Source organism: Amycolatopsis sp. NBC_00355 (assembly GCF_036104975.1).
In the GTDB taxonomy this organism is placed as follows: domain Bacteria; phylum Actinomycetota; class Actinomycetes; order Mycobacteriales; family Pseudonocardiaceae; genus Amycolatopsis.
The window spans coordinates 1,754,389-1,774,946 of record NZ_CP107982.1 but is presented as its reverse complement, the minus strand read 5'-3'; the positions used below and the strand labels follow the sequence as shown (position 1 = coordinate 1,774,946).

Annotated in this window: 28 protein-coding genes; 18 read left to right on the top strand and 10 right to left on the bottom strand. The window is 71.7% G+C overall.

Annotated features, from left to right (window positions below):
- From OHS18_RS07110 to OHS18_RS07100, 3 genes are read right to left on the bottom strand one after another with little or no spacing between them, the layout of a single operon-like run.
- Entirely contained in the window at positions 1-741 is a 741-nt protein-coding gene (locus tag OHS18_RS07110) for a dienelactone hydrolase family protein (RefSeq protein WP_328616379.1), read from the bottom strand.
- Complete coding sequence (locus OHS18_RS07105; protein WP_328616378.1) at positions 738-2,432, bottom strand: MFS transporter; 1,695 nt, start codon at positions 2,430-2,432, stop codon at positions 738-740. The genes OHS18_RS07110 and OHS18_RS07105 overlap by 4 nt, the downstream gene beginning before the upstream one ends.
- Positions 2,429-2,863 carry a MarR family winged helix-turn-helix transcriptional regulator gene (locus OHS18_RS07100; RefSeq protein ID WP_328454817.1) on the bottom strand — a complete coding sequence of 145 codons (435 nt, stop codon included), beginning with the start codon at positions 2,861-2,863 and terminating at the stop codon, positions 2,429-2,431. Before OHS18_RS07100 ends, OHS18_RS07105 begins: the two co-directional genes overlap by 4 nt.
- Before the next feature lie 146 nt (positions 2,864-3,009).
- On the opposite strand from OHS18_RS07100, the gene OHS18_RS07095 reads away from it, so the two are divergent.
- Positions 3,010-3,306, top strand: coding sequence for a hypothetical protein (locus tag OHS18_RS07095; protein ID WP_328454818.1), 297 nt, complete (start codon positions 3,010-3,012; stop codon positions 3,304-3,306).
- An 85-nt stretch (positions 3,307-3,391) separates the two neighbouring features.
- On the opposite strand, the gene OHS18_RS07090 is transcribed toward OHS18_RS07095, so the two are convergent.
- The 4 genes from OHS18_RS07090 to mrf are packed head-to-tail and all read right to left on the bottom strand — an operon-like array spanning position 3,392 to position 6,097.
- Positions 3,392-4,450, bottom strand: a complete 1,059-nt coding sequence (locus OHS18_RS07090; protein ID WP_328616377.1) for a GTP-binding protein — start codon at positions 4,448-4,450, stop codon at positions 3,392-3,394.
- Positions 4,447-4,596, bottom strand: a complete 150-nt coding sequence (gene rpmF, locus OHS18_RS07085) for a 50S ribosomal protein L32 (protein WP_328454822.1) — start codon at positions 4,594-4,596, stop codon at positions 4,447-4,449. Before rpmF ends, OHS18_RS07090 begins: the two co-directional genes overlap by 4 nt.
- Positions 4,596-4,850: a type B 50S ribosomal protein L31 gene (locus OHS18_RS07080; protein WP_328616376.1), complete on the bottom strand. Its 255-nt coding sequence runs from the start codon at positions 4,848-4,850 to the stop codon at positions 4,596-4,598. Before OHS18_RS07080 ends, rpmF begins: the two co-directional genes overlap by 1 nt.
- Positions 4,847-6,097, bottom strand: coding sequence for a ribosome hibernation factor-recruiting GTPase MRF (mrf, locus tag OHS18_RS07075; RefSeq protein ID WP_328616375.1), 1,251 nt, complete (start codon positions 6,095-6,097; stop codon positions 4,847-4,849). Before mrf ends, OHS18_RS07080 begins: the two co-directional genes overlap by 4 nt.
- A 78-nt stretch (positions 6,098-6,175) precedes the next feature.
- Between mrf and rpmB the strand changes: the two genes are divergently transcribed.
- From rpmB to cobA, 8 genes are all read left to right on the top strand, one after another.
- The gene (rpmB, locus tag OHS18_RS07070) at positions 6,176-6,412 is read left to right on the top strand and encodes a 50S ribosomal protein L28 (protein WP_326949786.1); all 237 of its coding nucleotides are present in this window, start codon (positions 6,176-6,178) and stop codon (positions 6,410-6,412) included.
- Positions 6,412-6,579 (top strand): 50S ribosomal protein L33, encoded by a 168-nt coding sequence (gene rpmG / locus OHS18_RS07065; protein WP_328616374.1) that lies wholly within the window; start codon positions 6,412-6,414, stop codon positions 6,577-6,579. The genes rpmB and rpmG overlap by 1 nt, the downstream gene beginning before the upstream one ends.
- Entirely contained in the window at positions 6,579-6,884 is a 306-nt protein-coding gene (gene rpsN, locus OHS18_RS07060; protein WP_328616373.1) for a 30S ribosomal protein S14, read from the top strand. The genes rpmG and rpsN overlap by 1 nt, the downstream gene beginning before the upstream one ends.
- Entirely contained in the window at positions 6,881-7,135 is a 255-nt protein-coding gene (gene rpsR / locus OHS18_RS07055; protein ID WP_328616372.1) for a 30S ribosomal protein S18, read from the top strand. Before rpsN ends, rpsR begins: the two co-directional genes overlap by 4 nt.
- Before the next feature lie 91 nt (positions 7,136-7,226).
- Complete coding sequence (locus OHS18_RS07050; RefSeq protein WP_328616371.1) at positions 7,227-8,288, top strand: ATP-binding protein; 1,062 nt, start codon at positions 7,227-7,229, stop codon at positions 8,286-8,288.
- Complete coding sequence (locus OHS18_RS07045) at positions 8,285-10,171, top strand: vWA domain-containing protein (protein ID WP_328616370.1); 1,887 nt, start codon at positions 8,285-8,287, stop codon at positions 10,169-10,171. Before OHS18_RS07050 ends, OHS18_RS07045 begins: the two co-directional genes overlap by 4 nt.
- 12 nt (positions 10,172-10,183) lie before the next feature.
- Positions 10,184-10,576, top strand: coding sequence for an ankyrin repeat domain-containing protein (locus tag OHS18_RS07040; protein ID WP_328454845.1), 393 nt, complete (start codon positions 10,184-10,186; stop codon positions 10,574-10,576).
- Between the two features lie 52 nt (positions 10,577-10,628).
- Entirely contained in the window at positions 10,629-11,855 is a 1,227-nt protein-coding gene (gene cobA, locus OHS18_RS07035) for a uroporphyrinogen-III C-methyltransferase (protein WP_328616369.1), read from the top strand.
- Here the strand turns inward: cobA and OHS18_RS07030 are convergent.
- Positions 11,843-12,721, bottom strand: coding sequence for an alpha/beta fold hydrolase (locus tag OHS18_RS07030; RefSeq protein WP_328454849.1), 879 nt, complete (start codon positions 12,719-12,721; stop codon positions 11,843-11,845). The two genes, cobA and OHS18_RS07030, sit on opposite strands and share 13 nt — an antisense overlap.
- Before the next feature lie 148 nt (positions 12,722-12,869).
- On the opposite strand from OHS18_RS07030, the gene OHS18_RS07025 reads away from it, so the two are divergent.
- Both OHS18_RS07025 and OHS18_RS07020 read left to right on the top strand, forming a co-directional pair.
- Positions 12,870-13,712, top strand: coding sequence for a crotonase/enoyl-CoA hydratase family protein (locus OHS18_RS07025; protein ID WP_328616368.1), 843 nt, complete (start codon positions 12,870-12,872; stop codon positions 13,710-13,712).
- Positions 13,713-13,729: 17 nt separating this feature from the next.
- A complete protein-coding gene (locus OHS18_RS07020; protein ID WP_328616367.1) occupies positions 13,730-15,439 on the top strand; it encodes an AMP-binding protein in 1,710 nt (569 codons plus the stop codon).
- A 12-nt stretch (positions 15,440-15,451) separates the two neighbouring features.
- Here OHS18_RS07020 and OHS18_RS07015 read toward each other — a convergent pair whose 3' ends face one another.
- The gene (locus OHS18_RS07015; protein WP_328616366.1) at positions 15,452-15,850 is read right to left on the bottom strand and encodes a hypothetical protein; all 399 of its coding nucleotides are present in this window, start codon (positions 15,848-15,850) and stop codon (positions 15,452-15,454) included.
- A 30-nt stretch (positions 15,851-15,880) separates the two neighbouring features.
- Positions 15,881-16,390 (bottom strand): hypothetical protein, encoded by a 510-nt coding sequence (locus OHS18_RS07010; protein WP_328616365.1) that lies wholly within the window; start codon positions 16,388-16,390, stop codon positions 15,881-15,883.
- Between the two features lie 316 nt (positions 16,391-16,706).
- On the opposite strand from OHS18_RS07010, the gene OHS18_RS07005 reads away from it, so the two are divergent.
- From OHS18_RS07005 to OHS18_RS06975, 7 genes are all read left to right on the top strand, one after another.
- Positions 16,707-16,910, top strand: coding sequence for a hypothetical protein (locus OHS18_RS07005; RefSeq protein ID WP_328454859.1), 204 nt, complete (start codon positions 16,707-16,709; stop codon positions 16,908-16,910).
- A gap of 23 nt (positions 16,911-16,933) precedes the next feature.
- On the top strand, positions 16,934-17,557 hold the full coding sequence (locus tag OHS18_RS07000) for a CDP-alcohol phosphatidyltransferase family protein (protein ID WP_328616364.1): 624 nt from the start codon (positions 16,934-16,936) through the stop codon (positions 17,555-17,557).
- 100 nt (positions 17,558-17,657) lie between these two features.
- Complete coding sequence (gene gcvH, locus OHS18_RS06995; protein ID WP_328454863.1) at positions 17,658-18,044, top strand: glycine cleavage system protein GcvH; 387 nt, start codon at positions 17,658-17,660, stop codon at positions 18,042-18,044.
- 149 nt (positions 18,045-18,193) lie between these two features.
- Positions 18,194-18,664 (top strand): glycogen accumulation regulator GarA, encoded by a 471-nt coding sequence (gene garA, locus OHS18_RS06990; protein ID WP_328454865.1) that lies wholly within the window; start codon positions 18,194-18,196, stop codon positions 18,662-18,664.
- Positions 18,661-19,407 carry a transcriptional regulator FtsR gene (ftsR, locus tag OHS18_RS06985; RefSeq protein WP_328454867.1) on the top strand — a complete coding sequence of 249 codons (747 nt, stop codon included), beginning with the start codon at positions 18,661-18,663 and terminating at the stop codon, positions 19,405-19,407. Before garA ends, ftsR begins: the two co-directional genes overlap by 4 nt.
- Before the next feature lie 216 nt (positions 19,408-19,623).
- Complete coding sequence (locus OHS18_RS06980; RefSeq protein ID WP_009078856.1) at positions 19,624-20,097, top strand: bifunctional nuclease family protein; 474 nt, start codon at positions 19,624-19,626, stop codon at positions 20,095-20,097.
- A 49-nt stretch (positions 20,098-20,146) separates the two neighbouring features.
- A complete protein-coding gene (locus OHS18_RS06975; protein ID WP_328454879.1) occupies positions 20,147-20,548 on the top strand; it encodes a MerR family transcriptional regulator in 402 nt (133 codons plus the stop codon).
- Positions 20,549-20,558 lie beyond the last annotated feature (10 nt).

Here is a 20,558-nt window from a genome sequence, read left to right as displayed (position 1 = left end):
TCAGGCGCTGAGCGTGCGGGCGTAGAAGTCGAGGATGCGTTCCCAGCCGTCCTTCGCGGCTTCGGGCCGGTAGCTCGGGCGGTCGACGGCGAAGAACGCGTGGCCGGCGTCGGCGTACGTGTGGAACTCGTGCTCCTTGCCGAGCTTCTCCAGCTCGGCCGCCAGCACGGCGACCTCGTCCGGGCTCGGGAACTTGTCGTCGGCGCCGAAGATGCCCAGCAGCGGGCAGGACAGCTCCGAAGCCTTGCCCAGCAACGGCTTCATGAACTTCATGGCCTCCGGCGGGTCGTTGACGACGAACGCGCCGTAGCAGTCCACCGCCGCGTCGACCTCGATCGAGCAGCCGACGAGGAACGCCTGCCGCCCGCCGGAGCAGTGCCCGATGACCCCGACGCGGCCGTTCGCGTTCTCCAGGGCCTTCAGGTAGTCGGCCGCGCCGGAGACGTCGCCGACGAGGCGGTCGTCCGGGACGCCGCCGGCCGCGCGGACCGTGGCGGCCGCGTCGTCGGGGTCCGCGCCCGGGGCCTCGCGGGCGTAGAGGTTGGGGCAGATCGCGTTGTAGCCCTCGGCGGCGAAGCGGCGCACCATCTCCTTCGTCGACGCGTCGTAGCCGGGCATGTGGTGGATCACCACGACCCCGCCGCGCGTCGCGGCGTCGGTGGGCCTGGCCGCGTAGGCCTCGATCTCGTCGCCGCTGTTCCCGGTGATGGTGACGGTTCCGGCGATGAGTTCGTCGGTCATCGGTTCTCCTTAACTGCATCTGCGGTCGGGTGGAAGTAACGGGCGCCGCGCGACGCCGAGGCGATCGCGGCGACGACGGCCATCACCGCCGCCGCGGTGAACACGATCACGAGGCCGTGGTGGAACGGCCCGGAGATCAGCTGCGGGAAGAAGTCCCCGCCGGTGAGCGTCGCCCGGTCGCCGGGCGCGAGTCCGGCCAGGACGTCCGGGCCGAGCAGGTGCCCCACCGGGTTGCTGCCGAGGAACGCCGCGAAGAGCGTGCTCACCGGCGGCAGCTGGGCGACGCCGTCGGCGACGTTCGCGGCGACGCCGTGGGCCTGCAGGCCGCTGGTGAGCGTCTGCGGCAGCGAGCCGGCGAGGCCGGCGATCATCAGCGAGAAGAACACACCGATCGACAGCGACGTCCCGGAGTTCTGGAACGTCGCCCGCATGCCGGAGGCGACGCCGCGTTGTTCGGTCGGGACACTGCTCATGATCGCCGAGGTGTTCGGCGCCGAGAACATGCCCTGGCCGATGCCGCTGACCACGAGCAGCGCGGCGAACGCCGGGTACGGGAAGTTCACCGGCAGCGCCAGCAGGCCCAGGAACGCCGCCGCGACCAGCAGCAGGCCGCCGGTGGAGAACAGCCGGGCGCCGAACCGGTCGGACAGGTACCCGGACACCGGGCCGGCCAGGAGGAAGCCGACCGTCAGCGGCAGCATGTAGATGCCCGCCCACAACGGCGTCCGCTCGTAGTCGTAGCCGTGCAGCGGCAACCAGATGCCCTGCAGCCAGATGATGAGCATGAACTGCATGCCGCCGCGGGCCACCGACGTCAGCAACGCGGCGATGTTGCCCGCGGCGAACGCGCGGATCCGGAACAGCCCGAGGTGGAACATCGGCGCGACGACCCGGGTCTCGATGAGGCCGAACGTCACGAGCAGCAGCACGCCGGCGCCGATGCCGCCCAGCACCAGCGGGTTGCCCCAGCCGGTCGCGGCGCCGCCGTAGGGCTGGATGCCGTACGTGATGGCGGCCAGCAGGAGCGCGGTCCCGGCGGCGAAGGTGATGTTGCCGCCCCAGTCGACCTTCGCGCGCTTCGGCGTGCCGACCTCGCGGAGGCTGCGGATCGACCAGATCGTGCCGAGCAGCCCGAACGGGACGCTCACCCAGAACACCGCGCGCCAGTCGATCTCGGCGAGCAGCCCGCCGACCACCAGCCCGAGGAACTGCCCGGCCAGCGCGGTGATCTGGTTGACACCCAGCGCCATGCCGCGTTGCTCGGTGGGGAAGGCGTCGGTGAGGATGGCCGCGGAGTTGGCCGTCAGCATCGAGCCGCCGACGGCTTGCACCACCCGCCAGCCGATCAGCCACAGCGCGCCGCCGCCGGCGTGGAACGGGTCGAACGACAACGCCACCGACGCGACGCTGAAGACGACGAAGCCGAGGTTGTACATCTTGACCCGGCCGAACATGTCGCCGAGCCGCCCGAGCGTCACCACCAGCACGGCCTGCACGAGCAGGTAGCCGAGGATCATCCAGAGCAGGTAGCCGATGTTGCCCGGGGCGAGCGGGTCGAGGCCGATGCCGCGGAAGATCGCGGGCAGCGAGATGATCACGATCGAGCCGTCGAGCGCCGACATCAGCACGCCGAGCGTGGTGTTGGAGAGCGCGACCCACTTGTAGCGGTTCGGCGTTCCGGTGCCCGTCACAGGGCGTCCGCCAGCCGCTCGACCAGCGGGATCGCCGCGATCAGCTTGCGCTGCTCGGCCGGGGTGAACCGCTCGGCCAGCGCGGTGGCCATCCGCTCGGTGGTCACCGACCGCCGGTCGGTGAGCAGCTGGACGCCGGCGTCGGTCACCGACATGAGGACCTTGCGGCCGTCGCTGTCGTCCTTGCGGCGCACGACGAGCCCGCGCTCGACCAGCCCGGCGAGCGTCACGCCCATGGCCTGCGGCTTGACCCGTTCGAGGTCGGCGAGGCACCCCGGCGTGGCCGGGCCTTCCCGGTCGAGCCGCGAGAGCACCGAACGTTCGGGCAGGGTCAGTTCGCCGACGACGTACCCCTGGCGCAGCCGCCGGACCAGCCGGCCCAGGGCGACGCGCAGGTCGGTGCTCGCCTGGAGCAGCTCCTCGTCCGTCACATTCGTCAACCTAGACTGATAAACCTGGGTTGATCAACTCGGACCTATCGGGTGAGGTGGGAGCTTTCGCCCGGTCGGCGCGGTCACCCGGTGTTAGCGTCCGAAGTGGACATATGCAGCAGAGCGCATCACCGGAGGAACGCCCGATGACCATCCCGCACGTCGAGCACGCAGGCCACGACCACGTCCACGGCGAAGGCTGCGGCCACGCGGCGGTCCCGCACGGCGACCACGTGGACTACGCGCACGAGGGGCACCTGCACCGCGCGCACGACGGGCACTTCGACGAGTGCGAGATCGCCGGCCACGTCCCGCACGCGGGCCACGACCACACCCACGGCGAAGGCTGCGGCCACGTCGCGGTCCCGCACGGCGAGCACGTCGACTACCTCCACGACGGCCACCGCCACGCGCCGCACGAAGACCACTACGACGACCACTGACGCACCCGCCGCGCCCGTCCCGTCGTGAGTGTTCAGGGCGGTTAGAACCGCCCTAAACACTCACGACAAGCCGCGGCAGACCGGCTCAGTGGCCGTGGAGGGGTTCCCAGTCCGGGAACGGGTCCGGGCCGCTCGCGACGTCACCCAGGCACGCCCGCAGCGCGCCCAGCAGCGCCTCACCCGCCAGGTCGACGCCGATGAACACCAGTTCCTGCCGCGGCTCCTCCGCCACGCCTTGCGGCTCGAACCGCGCCACCGTCCCAGCTTGGGACCAGAGCCCGGTCACCCCGGGCCGGGACGCCAGCGTGAAGAACCCCTTGGAACGCAACACCGTCCCGAACTCGCCGGAGTCCAGCCGCCGGGCGACGAAGTCCCACAGGCGCGCCGGGTCGAAGGCCCGGGACGCGCGGAACACGACGCTCGAGATGCCGTACTCCTCGGTCTCCGGCACGTGGTCGCCGTTCAGCTCGGCGACCCAGCCCGGCGCCTCCTGTGCGCGCAGGACGTCGTAGCGGCCCGTGCCGAACACCCGCTCCAGCGGCACCTTCCCGAAGCTGCCGGTCACGACGTCGGCCGCCGGGTTGAGCCGCCGGAGCACCGCGACCAGCAGCGCCGCGTCGTCCGGTGAGACGAGGTCGGTCTTGTTCAGCAGCAGCACATCCGCGAACTCGACCTGGTCCATCAGCAGGTCGCTCACCGTCCGCTCGTCGCCCGGGTACTGGTCCAGCCGGCGCTCCACGAGGGAGTCTCCGGCCGCCAGTTCCCGGGCGAAGTTCGCCGCGTCCACCACTGTCACCATGGTGTCCAGGCGAGCGAGGGCGTCCAGGAACGTGAACGTCGCGGCCACCGGCATCGGCTCGGAGATCCCGCTCGACTCGATGAGCACGTGGTCGAAGCGGTCGTCCGCGCAGAGCGCTGCCACCTCCTCCAGGAGGTCCTCCCGCAGGGTGCAACAGATGCACCCGTTGGTCAGTTCCACCAGACGCTCCTGCGAGCGCACGAGCGCGGCGTCGATGTTCACCTCGCTCATGTCGTTGACGATCACCGCGACCCGCAGGCCCTCGCGGTTGGCGAGGATGTGGTTGAGCAACGTCGTCTTGCCCGCTCCCAGGAAGCCCGAGAGCACGGTGACCGGGACGCTCACGAGTGGAAGTGGCGGATCAGCCGGCGGGGGACGAGCTGCGTCTCGCCGTCGACCTTGATCGGCACCAGATCCGGGACCGCGGCTTTCCACTGCGACCGCCGGGCACGGGTGTTGCTGCGCGACTTCCTGCGCTTGGGGACGGCCATCAGCGCGTACCCCGCTTCCCGTAACGGCGGTGGAACTTCTCGACCTGGCCGGCGCTGTCCATGATCCGCTGGGTGCCGGTCCAGAACGGGTGCGACCACGAGCTGATGTCGACCTGCACCAGCGGGTACGTCTGCCCGTCGGACCACTCGATCGTCTTGTCCGACGTGGCGGTGGAGCGGGTCAGGAACGCGTCGCCGGTGGACGAGTCCTTGAAGACCACGGGGTGGTAGTCGGGGTGGATGCCTGGTTTCACTGGTCTTCCTTTCGGTTCGCCGCGGTCGCGTCGTGCCGCGCCGGGTCGGTTTCGGTGTCTTCGCAGGGTTCTTCGTGCCAGTCGCCGAACGGATCGGGATAGCGCTCCCACGCCTCGGGGCCGGCTCTCAGTTCCTCGTCGGTCAGTAGAGCGCCGCGCAGGGCCGCGTCGATCTCGTCGGGCGTTGTCTGGTCCGTCACCACGACCAGCTCCTGCGCGCGGTCGCCGTGCACGGGGTGCCAGCGCAGGGACGCCAGGGTGCGGCGCTCGGGGGAGACGTCCGTCCACTCCGGACCCTCCGGCGAGGCGAGCCACGGCCCGGCGTGCCCGATGCCGAGCCCGCCGCCGGCCGACTCGATCCAGAACGCGACGTCCGGCTGGCTGGCCACCCAAGCGCGGCCGCGGGTGCGGACGACGCCGTCGAGCAGGACGTCGAGCGCGTCGTGCAGCCGCTGCGGGTGGAACGGCCGCTCGGCGGTGAAGGTGACCAGCCCGATGCCGCAATCCGCGTGCAGCGGCGGCTGGCCGCGCAGCAGGGCGCCGTGCATGTCGGTGACCTCGCCGCGGCGCGCGCCGGCCGGGACGGCGTCGAGCACGCTGTGCCCGTCCACCCGGCTCAGCTCGACCCGCGGGGTCGACGGCGCGACGCGGTCGAGGACGGCGGACGCCTTGGCCGCGCCCCACGCGTCGGTCGCCGCGCCGGCCAGCACGAGGACGTCGGCGAACTCGACCTGGGAGAGCGCCACCTGGGCGACGGTCCGGTCGTCCTCCGGGCTGGCCTGCAGGTTGCGCTCGGCCAGGGCGTCGTCGCCGGTCGCGTCGGCGAGCCAGGTCGCGCAGTCGACGACCGTGAGCACGGCGCGCAGGTCGACGTCGTCGTGCACCGGGTGGTCGCCGACCAGGACGTTGCGGATCGCCCAGCTCACCGGCTCGGGCTCCATGGCCTCGTCGAGCCGGACGACGATCCGCCGCACCTGCGGCATCCGGGCGAGGTGCCGCAGCAGCGGGAGCAGGTCCTCGCGCAGGGTGCAGGACACGCAGCCGTGCGCCAGTTCGAGGACGGTCAGCTGGTCGCGCTGCTCGAGCCGCAGGCGGCGGCGGACGACGCCGGAGTGGATGTCGCGCAGGTCGTGGTGGACGACGGCGGTCCCGGGCTCGGCGACGCGCAGCAGCTCGGCGAGCGTGGCGTTCGCGCCCGGGGCGAGGCCGCTGACGAGGACGAGCGGGACGCGGGGATCAGGGGTCACAAGAGCTCCAGGAATACGGGCCGGGTACGGTGCGTAGAGTAGATGAAAACGACAACCACTATCAACTTGGGAGGGTCCGTGTCCGCCGTGTGCCAGGTCACCGGCCGCAAGCCGGGGTACGGCAAGCAGGTCTCGCACTCGCACCGCCGCACGTCCCGGCGCTGGGAACCGAACCTGCAGAACCGCCGCTACTTCGTGCCCGGCGAGCGCCGCTGGGTGCGGCTGCGCGTCTCCGTCAAGGGGATGAAGACGATCGACAAGCGCGGGATCGAGGCCGTCGTGGCCGAACTGAAGGCGAAAGGGATGAAGTTCTGATGGCGAAGAGCACCGACATCCGGCCGGTCGTCAAGCTGCGGTCGACCGCGGGGACCGGCTACACGTACGTCACGAAGAAGAACCGCCGCAACAACCCGGACCGGATGGTCCTGCGCAAGTACGACCCGGTCGCGCGCGAGCACGTCGAGTTCAAGGAAGAGCGCTGATGGCGAAGAAGTCGAAGATCGCGAAGAACGAGCAGCGAAAGGTGATCGCGGCGCGGTACGTCGAACGCCGTCGAGCGCTGAAGGCCGTCATCGCCTCGCCGTCGGCGTCCGCCGAGGACAAGGGAGCGGCGGTCGTCGCGCTGCAGAAGCTGCCGCGCGACGCGAGCCCGACGCGGATCCGCAACCGGGACACGGCCGACGGCCGCCCGCGCGGGTACCTGCGCAAGTTCGGGCTGTCACGGGTGAAGATGCGCCAGGCCGCCCACCACGGTGAGCTGCCCGGCGTCACGAAGTCGAGCTGGTGAGCCGGATGCCGAAGCCGACCCGGGACCGCCCGGTCAAGCGCAAGGTGAACTTGCTGCACGCCCACCGGATCACGCTTGTCGACTGGAAGGACGTCGACCTGCTGCGGAAGTTCGTCTCCGACCGCGGCAAGATCCGGGCCCGCCGGGTGACGGGGTTGACGCCGCAGCAACAGAAACAGGTCGCCACGGCGATCAAGAACGCGCGGGAGATGGCCCTGCTGCCGTATCCGGCAGCGGGACGCGCCAGCTGAAAACCAGGTGCGCGCGGCTGGGCGGGCGCGCGATCATGAGCCTGCGAAAGGGGGCGTCGCACCGGATGTCCTGACACCAGGAGGTCCGCACGTGCACGCCCAGCTCACGGTCACGCCCGCCCAGCTGCCCGAAGTCCTGCTCACCGCCGCCGTCGTGCGGCCGGTGTTCCTGTGGGGCGCGCCGGGCATCGGGAAGTCTTCCCTGGTCCGGGAATTCGCGGCGTCGCTCGGCCTCGACTGCGTCTCGCTGCTCGGCACCCAGCTCGCGCCCGAGGACCTGATCGGCGTCCCGCAGATCGTCGACGGCCGCAGCCGGTTCTGCCCGCCGGAGCAGATCGCCCGCGACGAGCCGTACTGCTTGTTCCTGGACGAGCTGAACGCCGCCGCGCCCGACGTCCAGAAGGCGTTCTACTCGCTCATCCTCGACCGCCGCATCGGCTCGTACGAGCTGCCGGCGGGCTCGGTCGTGATCGGCGCCGGCAACCGCGCCACCGACCAGGCCCTCGCGCGCCCGATGGCGTCCGCGCTGGTCAACCGGCTCGTCCACGTGCACCTGCGCGCCTCGCCCGCCGACTGGCTGACCTGGGCGATGAGCCACGACATCCACCCTTCGGTCGTCGAGTACCTGACCCAGCGCCCGGACCACCTGTGGAGCCCGCCGCCGAAGACCGAAGAGCCCTTCTCGACGCCGCGGTCCTGGCACATGCTGTCGGACCTGCTGCACTCGTACGGCGACGCCGCCGACGACGAGACGATCGCGCTGCTGGCCTACGCCACGCTCACCCCGCAGCACGCCGGCTCGTTCCGCGCGTACCTCAAGGTGGCCCGGCACGCCTTCGACCTCGAAGCCATCGTCAAGGGGGACGCCCGCTGGCCCGCCGAGCCCGGCGACCGGGACCTGCTGTACTTCCTCGCCGAGACGTTCCGCGCGCGGCTGGTCAAGGACCTGCCCGCGGACAAGCGGCACGCGTCGGCCGCGGTGCGCCAGTTCGCGTTCCGCGCGAAGAGCCTGCTCGTCGAGCTGGCCGAGATCTCCCTCGAGATGGCCCAGCTGGTCATCGCCGACGACGAGGCGGGCCACCCTCGGCTGCCGTCGTGGTTCCTCGTCGAGGCCGCCCGCGACCTGCCCCGGCTCGTGGACGCGCGCGCGTGAGCGGCGCGCAGGCCGAGGCCAAGCGCCGCGAACGGCGGGCCAAGGCGATCGACGCCGGCTGGGCCCTGGCCCGCGAGCACACCGTGCTCGACCACCTGACGCGCGGTGCGAGCCTCGACAAGGAGAGCCTGACCGGCGTCGGCGGCTGGGCCGTCGTCAGCGACCGCGGGGTGATCACGGCCAACCGCGCCCGCGACGCCGTGCCCGCGGAGTGGGCGTGGGTGTTCGCGCACCTGCTGCTGCACCTCGGCCTCGGCCACCTCGACGAAGAGACGCTGACCGACGCCGAGACCGTCACCCCCGTCCGGGAGATCGACGCGTCGTACGGCGCCGCGTGCTGTGTGGCCGTCCACCGGTTCGCCGAGGCGGTCCACGTCGGCGAACCCATCGTGCTGCTCCCGGAACTCCCGGGTGGCGACGAGTTCTCCTTGACCCGCGCGTGGCGCGAAACCGGCGTCCCCGGGCCGTTCACGGGGCTCGGCACCGGCGGCGCGCGGCCGTGCCTGCGGCTCGGACCACCGCCGAGCCGCTGGCACCTCCGATACAACGGGAAGCCCGAGCCGTGGACCGAGCGGTTCGCCCGCGGGCTGATCGCGTCGGCCACCGACGCGATGGAACGCGCCGCGGACGCGCGCGGGCAGACCCGCCACCGGCGGACGCTGGGGGAGTGGGACCGCGCGCTGGAGTGGTTCGTCTCGTCGTTCCCGCTGCTCGGCGCGCTGGCCGCGGGCTTCACCCTGATCGCCGACGCCGAGGTCGTCCGGGCCTGGGACATCGCCGTGGCCGCGGTCGACGCCGAGCACGGCGAGATCTACGTCAACCCGCACGCGGCCCTGACCGCGCCGGAATGGCGGTTCGTGCTGGCGCACGAGATGCTGCACGCCGCGCTGCGCCACGACCGCCGCGCGCTCGGGCGCGACCCGTACCTGTGGAACGTCGCCTGCGACTACGTGATCAACGGCTGGCTGGTCGCGATGGCCGTCGGCGAACTGCCCGAGGGCACGCTGCACGACCCGCAGCTGACCGGCCTGTCGGCCGAGTCGGTGTACGACACGCTCACGACCGACCTCCGGCGCGCCCGCAAGCTGCAGACTCTCGGTGGCCGCGAGGCCGGGGACGTCCTGGGCGGCTGGCTGTCCGAGCCCGACGCCGCGCAGCGCCGGTCGTCGCGCCGCGGTGAGCCCCGGCCCATGCCGTGGACGGACCGCGTCCACGGCGTCGACCTCGACGAGTTCTACCGCCGCGGGCTCACCCAGGGGCTGGAATACCACCACAACCAGGGCCGCGGCCTGCTGCCGGCCGGGCTGGAGCAGGAGATCCGGGCCCTCGAGCACCCGCCGCTGCCGTGGGACGCCCAGCTGGCACGCTGGTTCGACGAGCACGTCCGCGTCGAGCTGCCGGTGCGCAGCTACGCCCGGGCGTCACGCCGCCAGACGTCGACGCCGGACATCCCGCGCCCGGGCAAGGTGCGGCCCGAGCAGCTGGACAAGCGCGCCACCTTCGGCGTCGTGCTGGACACGTCCGGCTCGATGAACGCCGAGCTGCTCGGCAAGGCGCTGGGCGCGATCGCCTCCTACGCGATGGCCCGCGACGTCCCGGCCGCGCGGGTGGTGTTCTGCGACGCCGTCGCCTACGACGCCGGGTATCTCGCCGTCGAGGACATCGCCGGCCGCGTCAAGGTGCGCGGCCGCGGTGGCACGATCCTGCAGCCCGGCGTCGACCTGCTCCAGCGCGCGCCGGACTTCCCACCGGACGGGCCGATCCTGATCATCACCGACGCGCGGTGCGACCACGTGCGGCCGCGGCGCGAGCACGCGTACCTGGTGCCCCGCGGCGCGCGGCTGCCGTTCCCCGCGCGCGGGCCGGTGTTCCGGGTTTCGTGAGAGCCTCACCCCATGAGTGACGAGGAGTTCACGCCGGAGATGCTGGCGCTGTGGGCCAAGATCTTCAGGTTCGCGCGCGAGGGCCGGACCGCGGAGCTGGCCGCGTACGTCGACCGGGGAATCCCGGCCAACCTCACCAACGACAGCGGCGACACCCTGGTCATGCTGGCCGCCTACCACGGCCACGCCGACACGGTGACCGCCCTGATCGAACGCGGCGCCGACCCGAACCGTCAGAACGACCGCGGCCAGAGCCCGCTGGCGGGCGCCGTCTTCAAGAACGAGCCGGACGTCGTGCGCGCCCTGCTCGACGGCGGCGCCGAGCCGGGCGCGGGGCAGCCGTCGGCGCTCGACACGGCGAAGATGTTCGGCAACACCGACCTGCTGGCCCTGCTCGAACGGTGACTCTTCGCACGCCTGGCTGGTGCGGCGCCGGTGCCTTAATAAACTCCCGCCCATGGACGACCCGCACTACCTCTCCGGCCTCCAGCTGACCGGCCGCCGCGTCGTGATGTTCGGCGGCGGTTCCGTGGCCCAGCGCCGGCTGCCCCGGCTCATCCGCGCGGGCGCGCGCGTGGAACTGGTGTCCCCGCACACGACGCCGTCGGTGCAGGGCATGGTGGACGCGGGTGAGCTCGTGTGGCATGAACGCCGTTACGAAGAGGGCGACCTCCGCGACGCGTGGTACGCGCTGGCCTGCACCGACGACGCCGAGGTCAACGCGGCGATCTGCGCCGAGGCCGAGCGCGAGCGCGTGTTCTGCGTCCGCGCCGACGAGGGTGAGTCCGGCAGCGCCGTGACCCCGGCGTCCGGCCGCCACGGCGGGCTGCTGTTCGGCGTGCTCTCGGGCGGTGAGCCCCTGCGGTCCGCGGCGGTCCGGGACTCGATCCTGGACGGCCTGCACGCGGGCACGGTCGAAGACGGCCGCCGCCCGCACCCGGACGGCACGCTCCCCGGCGTCGCGCTGGTCGGCGGCGGCCCCGGCGACCCGGAACTGATCACCGTCCGCGGCCGCCGGCTGCTCTCGCGCGCGGACGTCGTGGTCGTCGACCGCCTGGCGCCCCGCGAGCTGCTCGACGAACTCGCGCCCGAGGTGGAGATCGTCGACGCGGCGAAGATCCCGTACGGCCGCGCGGCCAGCCAGGACGTCATCAACAGCACGCTCATCGAGCGGGCCAAGGATGGCAAGTTCGTCGTCCGCCTCAAGGGCGGCGACCCGTACCTGTTCGGCCGCGGCTTCGAGGAGGTGCTGGCCTGCGCCGAGGCCGGCGTCCCGGTGACGATGGTCCCGGGCATCACGAGCGCGTTCGCGGTCCCCGCGGTGGCGGACGTCCCGGTGACCCACCGCGGCGTCGCGCACGAGGTCGTGGTGGTCTCGGGTCACGTCGCCCCGGGGGACGACCGGTCGCTGGTCGACTGGGACCTGCTGGCGCGGATGCGCGGCACGATCGTGCTGATGATGGGCGTCGAGCGGCTCCCGCAGTTCGCCAAGGCCCTGCTGGACGGCGGCCGCCCGGCCGACACCCCGGTGGCGATCGTCGAAGACGGCACGATGCGCACCCAGCGCGCCCTGCGGTCCACTTTGGACACGGTGGTCACCGACGCGGCGGCTTCGGGAGTCCGGCCGCCCGCGGTGATCGTGATCGGCCCGGTCGCGGGTCTGGCCCAGCCTCAGTCCTCGTAGCAGGTCGCGGCGAAGTCGCGGATCGCGTCCGACAGCCGGGTCGGGTCGAACCTCAGCTCCACCGGGCTGCGGGCCTGGACGAACTCCGCGTCCGGCATGTCGACGGCGAGGGTGTCCGCGTCGCCGAACGGGTGGATCGGGTCACCCTGGTGGCCGATCACCAGCGCGCGGGTCGTGATCTTGCGGCGGACCGACTTCGGCGGCGCGATCCGGCTGAACAGGACTCCGTGCAGCAGGGCCGCCATCGGGGCCGGGCGCTGGGAGAGCGTGTCGGTGACGACGTCGACCCACTGGTTGCCGTGCGGGACCAGGGACGCCGCGAGCGCCACCGCCTGCACCGTCACCGGCAGGAACCGGGCGGCCATCAGCAGCGGGGCGAACGTGACCAGCCCCGCGACGATCGCGTTGTCCAATACCGGCATCTCGACGATCAGCCCGAGGCACCGCTCGGGCGCCGACACCGCGACCTCCAGGGAGACGTTCGCCCCCAGCGAGGTCCCGCCGATCACGGCGGAGGAGACCTCCAGGTGGTCCAGCAGGGCCAGGGTCTGCTCGGCGAACGACGGCATCGAGTACAGCCACGACTCGGTCGGCCGGTCCGAGTCGCCGTGGCCGAGCAGGTCGAGGGTGACCACCCGGAACCCGGCGCGGGCCAGCCGCCGGGCCAGGGGCGCGTGCATCCGGCGGGTGAGCATGATGCCGTGGGTCAGGACGACGACCTTGTCGCCGCTGCCGAACTCGGTGTACCAGAGGCGGTGCCCCTCGTGGTCGAACGAGCCGGTCAGCTCGATCGGCCGCGACGCTCGCCGCGCGGGCGGGGCCGGGGGCTCCGGCTCGATCAGGGTCGCGCTGCTGGCCGGGCTCATGTCCCACCGTCCTCCCCGCGTCGTGGTCACCTTCCTCCAGGAAAGCATCCCCTGACCACGTTGGCACAGCGGCGGGCCGCCGAGGATCACAGTTCAATTGACACCGTGCCAATGGCGGGTGGTCGCGGGCATGGGTGAAGATGACCTCATGACCGCTACCGCTGACAATCTGCCCGGCCTCGTCTCCCTCAAGGTCGACATCGAAGGCCACGTCGCCGAAGTGACGCTCCTCGGCCCTTCGAAGGGCAACGCGATGGGCCCGGACTTCTGGCGCGAGCTGCCGCTGGTGATGGGGGCCCTCGACGCGGACCCGCAGGTCAGGGCCGTGGTGCTGACCGGCAGCGGGGCACACTTCTCCTACGGCCTCGACCTGCCGGCGATGATGGGCGGCTGGGCGCCGCTGCTGGCGGGCGACGCGCTCGCCGGCCCGCGCAGCGAGTTCCACACCGAGGTCCGGCGGCTGCAGGCCGCCGTCAGCTCCATCGCCGAATGCCGCAAACCGGTCATCGCGGCCGTCTCCGGGTGGTGCATCGGCGGCGGCGTCGACGTCGTCACCGCGGCGGACATCCGGCTGGCCAGCGCGGACGCCAAGTTCAGCGTCCGCGAGGTGCGCGTCGCCATCGTCGCCGACATCGGCAGCCTCCAGCGGCTCGCCCCGATCATCGGCGAGGGCCACGTCCGCGAGCTGGCGCTGACCGGCAAGGACATCGACGCCGCCCGCGCCGAGAAGATCGGCCTCGTCAACGACGTCTACCCGGACCAGGACGCGCTGCTGAAGGCCGCGCGGGAACTGGCAGGCGAGATCGCTGCGAACCCGCCGCTGGTGGTGCAGGGTACGAAGCAGGTACTGGCGGCGAACACCGAGCGCCAGGTCGCCGACGGCCTCCGGTACGTCGCGGCGTGGAACTCGGCGTTCCTGCCCAGCAAGGACCTCGGCGAGGCGGTGCAGGCCTTCATGGAGCGCCGAAAGCCGGAGTTCACGGGCGAATAGACCAAGGAGGCAGCAGGGTGAGCAACGGCGCTTCGGAAGTCCACCACGCGTTCCGTGTGGCGCGGGACTACCTGCAGCAGCACCGCGAGGACTACGACACGGCGTACCGCGACTTCGCCTGGCCGGAGTTCGACCACTTCAACTGGGCGATCGACTGGTTCGACGTCATCGCCCACGATCCGGACAACGCCGAGCGGTTCGCGTTGTGGATCGTCGAGGAGGACGGCACCGAGAACCGCTGGACCTACCCGGAGATGTCGGGCCGGTCCAACCAGGTGGCGAACTGGCTGCGCGGCCTCGGCGTGCGCCGCGGCGATCGGCTGATCCTGATGCTGGGCAACCAGGGCGAGCTGTGGGAGACGATCCTCGCCGCGATCAAGCTCGGCGCGGTGATCATCCCGGCGTCCACCCTGCTCGGCCCGGCCGACCTGACCGACCGAGTCGAGCGCGGCGCGGCCAAGCACGTCGTGATCCGCTCGGCCGACACGGAGAAGTTCGCGGACGTCGCCGGCGACTACACCCGGATCGCGGTGGGGGAGCCGGTCGAGGGCTGGCACTCGTACACGACCGCGTTCGCCGAGTCGCCCGAGTTCGCCCCGGACGGCCCCACCAAGGCCGCCGACCCGCTGCTGCTGTACTTCACCTCGGGCACCACGGCGAAGCCCAAACTGGTGCAGCACACCCAGGTCTCGTACCCGGTGGGGCATCTGTCCACGATGTACTGGATCGGCCTGGAGCCGGGCGACGTCCACCTGAACATCTCTTCGCCGGGCTGGGCGAAACACGCGTGGAGCAACGTCTTCGCGCCGTGGAACGCCGAGGCGACCGTGTTCCTCTACAACTACAACCGGTTCGACGCGAACGCGCTGATGGCGCAGATGGACCGCTGCGGCATCACGAGCTTCTGCGCGCCGCCGACGGTCTGGCGGATGCTCATCCAGGCCGATCTGACGGCGCTGAAGACGCCGCCGCAGAAGGTCGTCGGCGCGGGGGAGCCGCTGAACCCCGAGGTGATCGACCAGGTCGAGAAGGCCTGGGGCGTCACCATCCGGGACGGCTTCGGCCAGACCGAGAGCAGCGTCCAGATCGCCAACACGCCGGGCCAGGACGTCGTCCCGGGCTCGATGGGCCGGCCGCTGCCCGGGTTCGTCGTGGCGCTGGTCGACCCGGTCAGCGGCGAACGGGCGTCGGAAGGTGAGATCTGCCTCGACCTCGACCACCGCCCGGTGGGCCTGATGACGGGCTACGCCGGCGACGACGAGCGCACCTCGACGGCCTTCGCGAACGGCTTCTACCACACCGGCGACGTCGGTTCGATCGACGAACGCGGGTACATCACCTACGTCGGGCGCACCGACGACGTCTTCAAGGCGTCGGACTACCGGATCTCGCCGTTCGAGCTGGAGAGCGTGCTCATCGAGCACGAGGCGGTCGCGGAGGCGGCGGTCGTCCCGGCCCCCGACCCGATCCGGCTCGCGGTGCCGAAGGCGTACGTCGTGCTGGCCGCCGGCCACGAGCCGACGGCGGTCACGGCGAAGGCGATCCTCGCGTACTGCCGTGAGCACCTCGCGCCGTACAAGCGGATCCGGCGGCTCGAGTTCGCGGAGCTGCCGAAGACGATCTCGGGCAAGATCCGCCGCGTCGAGCTGCGCGGCCGCGAGAGCGACCCGGCGCGCGGCGCGGGCACGGAGTTCCGCGAAGAGGACTTCCCGGACCTCAAGGGCTGAGCCCGGCGGGCGTCAGCTGCGCGTGCCCTCGATCTGGCGGCCGTCTTCGGTCGAGCAGACCGTCACCGGGTCGTTCGCGCCGCTGCCGCACGTCCACTCGTCGAGCACGACGGGGCCCGGGCCGTCGGCCGAGGCCGCCTCGGCCGGGGTCAGCTTCGCGAAGTAGTCCTTCAGCAGCGTCGTCGCCGCGGTGCAGTCGACCTTGCCGTGCGCCATGACCGCCGTCTTGGCGCCACTCGATCCGGTGACGTCGCCGCACGGCACGCCCGGTGCCGTGGACGCCGCCGCGGCCGCCTCGGCCGGGACCGCGCTCGAGGCGGACGGCGCCGCGGGCGCCGGGTCGGCGCCGCCGCACCCGGCCAGGACGGCGGTCGCGGCGACGAGCAGCAAGGGGTACGCGAGTGTCTTCATGGGCCCTTCAGAAGCGGACGGAACGGGAGGTCATTCGGACGGGACGACGGCGGCGAACACGGTCTGCTCGCCCTTGGTGCAGGTGGTGCCGCCCTGCGCGGCGGGCGGCCCGGACGTGCACAGCCAGCCGTTCACCGTCTCGTTCACCGCGTCGTTCGAGCCGGCGCCCTGGCGTCCGGCGATCTTGCGGTGGAAGTCGGTGACCAGCTGGGTCGCCGCCACGCAGCTGACGCCGCTCGAACCACTGTCGAAGACGTAGAGGGTCAGCCCGCTGGCGGCGGTGATGGTGCCGCACGCGCCGGGAACGGTCGGCGGCACGGCGGCCGGCTTCGACGCCGGGCCGGGCACGGACGAGCCGGAGGCGGCGGGCGGCGGTGGCGGCGTCCCGGTCGTCGCGGACGACGGTGCCGCGGACGTCGGGGACGGCGGCGGGGGAGCGGCGGACGGGGCCGGGTCGCCGGAACAGGCGGCGAGCGCGGGCGCGATGAGGCAGGCCGCGAGCAATCGCCGCCACGTCCTCGTGGTGGTCGGGTGGGGCACCGCGATCCTTCCTCCCCGGTCGGGCCGGCCAGGTCGTTCTGGCCCATCCGGGCCGGGGCCCCGTGGATCGGCTCGCCCACGGGTGTGCCGGAGATTACTCCAGCCGGGTGGCGGGCGTGTCCGGTGGCTCCCGTTTGTGTGTCCACAGTGGACGGTTAACATCCCGTTCACGCTCCGATACACAAGGCTGCCATCAAGAATCGATCGGTCTAATTCCCGCTGCCGCCGTTAACATCCCGGCTCCGGGTGCCGACGATCCGAGTGGAAGCCGGCGAGCTTCCCGTCCCCGATACCCCGCCCCGACCCCGTGAGAGCGATGAACGCCGTCACCAGCACCGAAGAACCGTCCCGCCCGCCGACCGTCCCCAACACCGTCATCTGGTGCTGCGGCCGCCCGTACGTCCTCGAGTCCGGGCCCGGCCGGGCCCGCTGGGTGGGCACCGACGGCCGCGGCCGTCCCGAGGCCCTGAGCAGCGCCGAACTGCAGCGACGCGGCTGGAGCCACCGCCGCGCGTGCTGAGCCCCGAGCTCTAGGGTGGGCTGGTGAGCACAGCCGCCCCAGAACCAGCTCAAGCGAACACCCCGAGCGCCGAGCCGTCGCTGCTGCGACAGGCCTTCAACGTCCCCAACATGCTGTCGCTGCTGCGGCTGGCCGGCGTGCCGGTCTTCCTCTGGCTGCTGCTCGGCCCGGAGGAGGACGGCTGGGCGCTCGCGGTGCTCGTGTTCAGCGCGCTGACCGACTGGCTCGACGGCAAGCTGGCCCGCTGGCTCAACCAGATGTCGCGGCTCGGCGCGCTGCTGGACCCGGCGGCCGACCGGCTCTACATCCTCGCGACGCTCATCGCGTTCCTGGTCCGCGAGATCATCCCCTGGTGGGTCGTGGTCCCGCTGGTGCTGCGCGAAGCCGTTCTCGGCGTGTGCGTCCTGACGTTGCGCCGCCGCGGCTTCGCGCCGCCGGAGGTCACCTACATCGGCAAGGGCGCGACCTTCGTCCTGATGTACGCCTTCCCGTTCCTGCTGCTCGCGCAGGGCGGCTCGGACGTGGCGGCGGTGTCCCGGCCCATCGGCTACGCCTTCACGATCTGGGGCGGCGTCCTCTACGTCTGGTCCGGTGTCCTCTACGTCGTGCAGGCGCGGACCGCGCTGCGCGGGGCCGCCGGCGACTGAGCGCGACAGTTCCGCCGGGTCGTGCCGAGCTGCTGGGCCGAGTGGGTGTAAGACTTCGCCCAGCAGATTTCGCCAGTGAGGGCATGAAAGGGGACCGGCGGTGTCCGTTCCTGAAGAGCTTCGCTACACCGAGGAACACGAGTGGGTCGCGACCCGCGGCGAGGACACCCTCGTCCGGATCGGCATCACCGAGTACGCGCAGGACCAGCTCGGCGACGTCGTGTTCGTCGACCTGCCCGAGGTCGGCCGCCAGGTGGGCGGGGGCGACGTCTTCGGCGAGGTCGAGTCGACGAAGAGCGTTTCGGAGCTGTTCGCGCCGGTCGACGGCGAGATCGTCGCCGTCAACGACGCGGTCGCCGACTCGCCCGAACTGATCAACAGCGACCCCTACGGCGAGGGCTGGCTGATCGAGATCCGGCTCGACGACCCGTCGGCGCTCGAAGCCCTGCTCGAAGCCGAGGCGTACGACGCGTTGATCAAGGGCTGAACCCCCGGCCGACCTCGGATTCCGGCCGGTCGGGGCCATTCGCTCACGGTTCGGGATCCCGGGGCTCGGAGAAGCGATCAGGCACGGTACGTTGGCGGCTACACGTTCTTGAAGTACTGGCAACACAGCATGTGTGGAGGAGAGCTCAGGTGAGCACGAACGACGGGCCGGGCGGCGTTCCCCCGGAGCAGTCTCCGGAGCGGACCTCTGTCTTCCGGGCCGACTTCCTGGCCGAAGCCGAAGGCCGCGAGTCCGCCCCGGCCGCCGAAGCCCCGGTCCAGGGCGTCGACGCCCTGCCCGCGGGTTCGGCTCTGCTGGTCGTGAAGCGGGGCCCGAACGCGGGCTCGCGCTTCCTGCTCGACCGCGACACCACCAGCGCCGGGCGTCACCCGGACAGCGACATCTTCCTGGACGACGTCACGGTTTCGCGGCGGCACGCCGAGTTCCGGCGTGAAGGCGGGGAGTTCGTCGTCATCGACGTCGGCAGCCTCAACGGCACCTACGTCAACCGCGAGCCGGTCGACCAGGCCGTCCTCGCCGGTGGCGACGAAGTCCAGATCGGGAAGTTCCGCCTGGTCTTCCTGACCGGCCCGGGGCACGGGGGCCAGGGGGCACAGTGACGGCGGCCGGGCGGCCACAACGGGACGGGTTGAGCATCGGGGCGGTCCTGGCGCAGCTGCGCCACGACTTCCCCGACGTCACCATCTCCAAGATCCGGTTCCTCGAGGCGGAAGGCCTGGTCCAACCGGGCCGGACGCCCTCGGGTTACCGGCAGTTCGCCGCGGCGGACGTGGAGCGGCTCAAGTTCGTCCTGGCCGCCCAGCGGGATCACTACCTCCCGTTGAAGGTCATCAAGGAGCAGCTGGACGCGGCGGACTCGGGTGCCGGGCCCGTCGCGGCCTTGCCGCGTCCGCCGCGCCGGCTGGTGCCGATCGACGCGCCGGCCGACAACGTCGGCCTGCCGGTGGCGGACGACTTCGCCGCCGGCCGGGAGCTGCGCCTGACCCAGGAGGAGCTCCTGGCGCAGGCCGGCATCGACGCGCCCGCCCTGGCCGAACTGCAGCAGTACGGCCTGGTCCGGTCCGGTCCCGCGGGGTTCTTCGACCCGGACGCGGTGCTGGTCGCGCGCACGGTGAAGGCCCTGACCGAATTCGGTATCGAGCCGAGACATCTGCGCGCCTTCCGTGCCGCGGCCGACCGCGAGGTCGGGCTGTTGGAGCAGATCGTGACCCCGGTGTACCGGCATCGTGACCCGGAGGCCAAAGCGCGGGCCGACGAGGTGGTCCGGGAGCTCGCGGCACTGTCGGTGACCCTGCACACGCTCCTCGTGAAGGCCGGAATCCGTGGCGCCACGGGTTGTTGAGCCGTAACGGGGCGGTGAGATCTTCTTTGCGGTCCCATGTCAATGACTGAATGTTCGGCACCTCATGCCGTACCGTGAGAACAACGGTTTGCGGTAGGCGAGCCGAGAGTGTCCGACAGCGAGCACAGCGCACGGATGACGGGTAGCGTCGGGAGTGAACGGCGCAGTGCGGTTCCAGCGCTGAAGCCCGTGTGCACGAGAGGGAGGCGAAGCCCGATGAGCGAAATGCGCGTCGTCGGTGTGCGGGTCGAGCTGCCCGCGAATCAGCCGATCTTGCTGCTGCGGGAAACCGAAGGCGAACGGTACCTGCCGATCTGGATCGGCTCGGTCGAAGCGACCGCCATCGCGTTGGAGCAGCAAGGGGTCCGCCCCGCCCGCCCGCTCACCCATGACCTGCTGAAAGAGGTCATCGGGGCGTTGGGCCGCGAGCTGGAGCAGGTCGTGATCACCGACCTGAAGGAAGGCACGTTCTTCGCCGAACTCGTCTTCGACGGCGACATCCGGGTGTCCGCCCGGCCGAGCGACTCGGTCGCGCTGGCCCTGCGGATCGGCGTCCCCATCCACGCCGTGGACGCGGTGCTGGAAGAGGCCGGCCTGATCATCCCGGACGAGCAGGAGGACGAGGTCGAGAAGTTCCGCGAGTTCCTCGACTCGGTCTCCCCGGAAGACTTCCGCGGAGCGGACACCTAAGCCGCTTCGTGCTTGCCTTGACGCCGACGTCAACGTCTACCGTCGGGGCATGCGGATCGGAGAGCTGGCCAAGCGCACGGGTACGACTACCCGTGCGCTTCGCTTTTACGAGGACCAGGGCCTCCTCGCGGCCCGTCGCGCGGCGAACGGCTACCGCGAGTACGACGAGGACGACCTCCAGCTGGTCACGGAGATCCTGAAGCTGCAGACGGTCGGCCTGTCCCTCGACGAGACGAGGCCCTTCGTCGACTGCCTGCGCAGCGGCCACGAGACCGGCGACTCCTGCCCGAGCTCGATCGAGATGTACCGGCGCAAGCTCGCGGAGGCCGACGCGGTCCTCGCCCGCCTCGGCGCGATCCGCGCCGAACTCGCCGTGAAGCTCGCCGAGGCCCTCGCCCGGCAGGAGCCGGGCCTCGCGCCCGATCCGTGCGTCGTCCCCGAACGTCTCTGAAGGAGCCCTG

What these genes read in the sequence shown, in the direction of transcription:
- OHS18_RS07110 (WP_328616379.1), bottom strand. Translation starts at nt 741, where the DNA reads ATGACCGACGAACTCATCGCCGGAACCGTCACCATCACCGGGAACAGC.
- OHS18_RS07095 (WP_328454818.1), top strand. Translation starts at nt 3,010, where the DNA reads ATGACCATCCCGCACGTCGAGCACGCAGGCCACGACCACGTCCACGGC.
- rpmF (WP_328454822.1), bottom strand. Translation starts at nt 4,596, where the DNA reads ATGGCCGTCCCCAAGCGCAGGAAGTCGCGCAGCAACACCCGTGCCCGG.
- rpmG (WP_328616374.1), top strand. Translation starts at nt 6,412, where the DNA reads ATGGCGAAGAGCACCGACATCCGGCCGGTCGTCAAGCTGCGGTCGACC.
- rpsN (WP_328616373.1), top strand. Translation starts at nt 6,579, where the DNA reads ATGGCGAAGAAGTCGAAGATCGCGAAGAACGAGCAGCGAAAGGTGATC.
- OHS18_RS07040 (WP_328454845.1), top strand. Translation starts at nt 10,184, where the DNA reads ATGAGTGACGAGGAGTTCACGCCGGAGATGCTGGCGCTGTGGGCCAAG.
- cobA (WP_328616369.1), top strand. Translation starts at nt 10,629, where the DNA reads ATGGACGACCCGCACTACCTCTCCGGCCTCCAGCTGACCGGCCGCCGC.
- OHS18_RS07030 (WP_328454849.1), bottom strand. Translation starts at nt 12,721, where the DNA reads ATGAGCCCGGCCAGCAGCGCGACCCTGATCGAGCCGGAGCCCCCGGCC.
- OHS18_RS07025 (WP_328616368.1), top strand. Translation starts at nt 12,870, where the DNA reads ATGACCGCTACCGCTGACAATCTGCCCGGCCTCGTCTCCCTCAAGGTC.
- OHS18_RS07015 (WP_328616366.1), bottom strand. Translation starts at nt 15,850, where the DNA reads ATGAAGACACTCGCGTACCCCTTGCTGCTCGTCGCCGCGACCGCCGTC.
- OHS18_RS07005 (WP_328454859.1), top strand. Translation starts at nt 16,707, where the DNA reads ATGAACGCCGTCACCAGCACCGAAGAACCGTCCCGCCCGCCGACCGTC.
- OHS18_RS06980 (WP_009078856.1), top strand. Translation starts at nt 19,624, where the DNA reads ATGAGCGAAATGCGCGTCGTCGGTGTGCGGGTCGAGCTGCCCGCGAAT.
- OHS18_RS06975 (WP_328454879.1), top strand. Translation starts at nt 20,147, where the DNA reads ATGCGGATCGGAGAGCTGGCCAAGCGCACGGGTACGACTACCCGTGCG.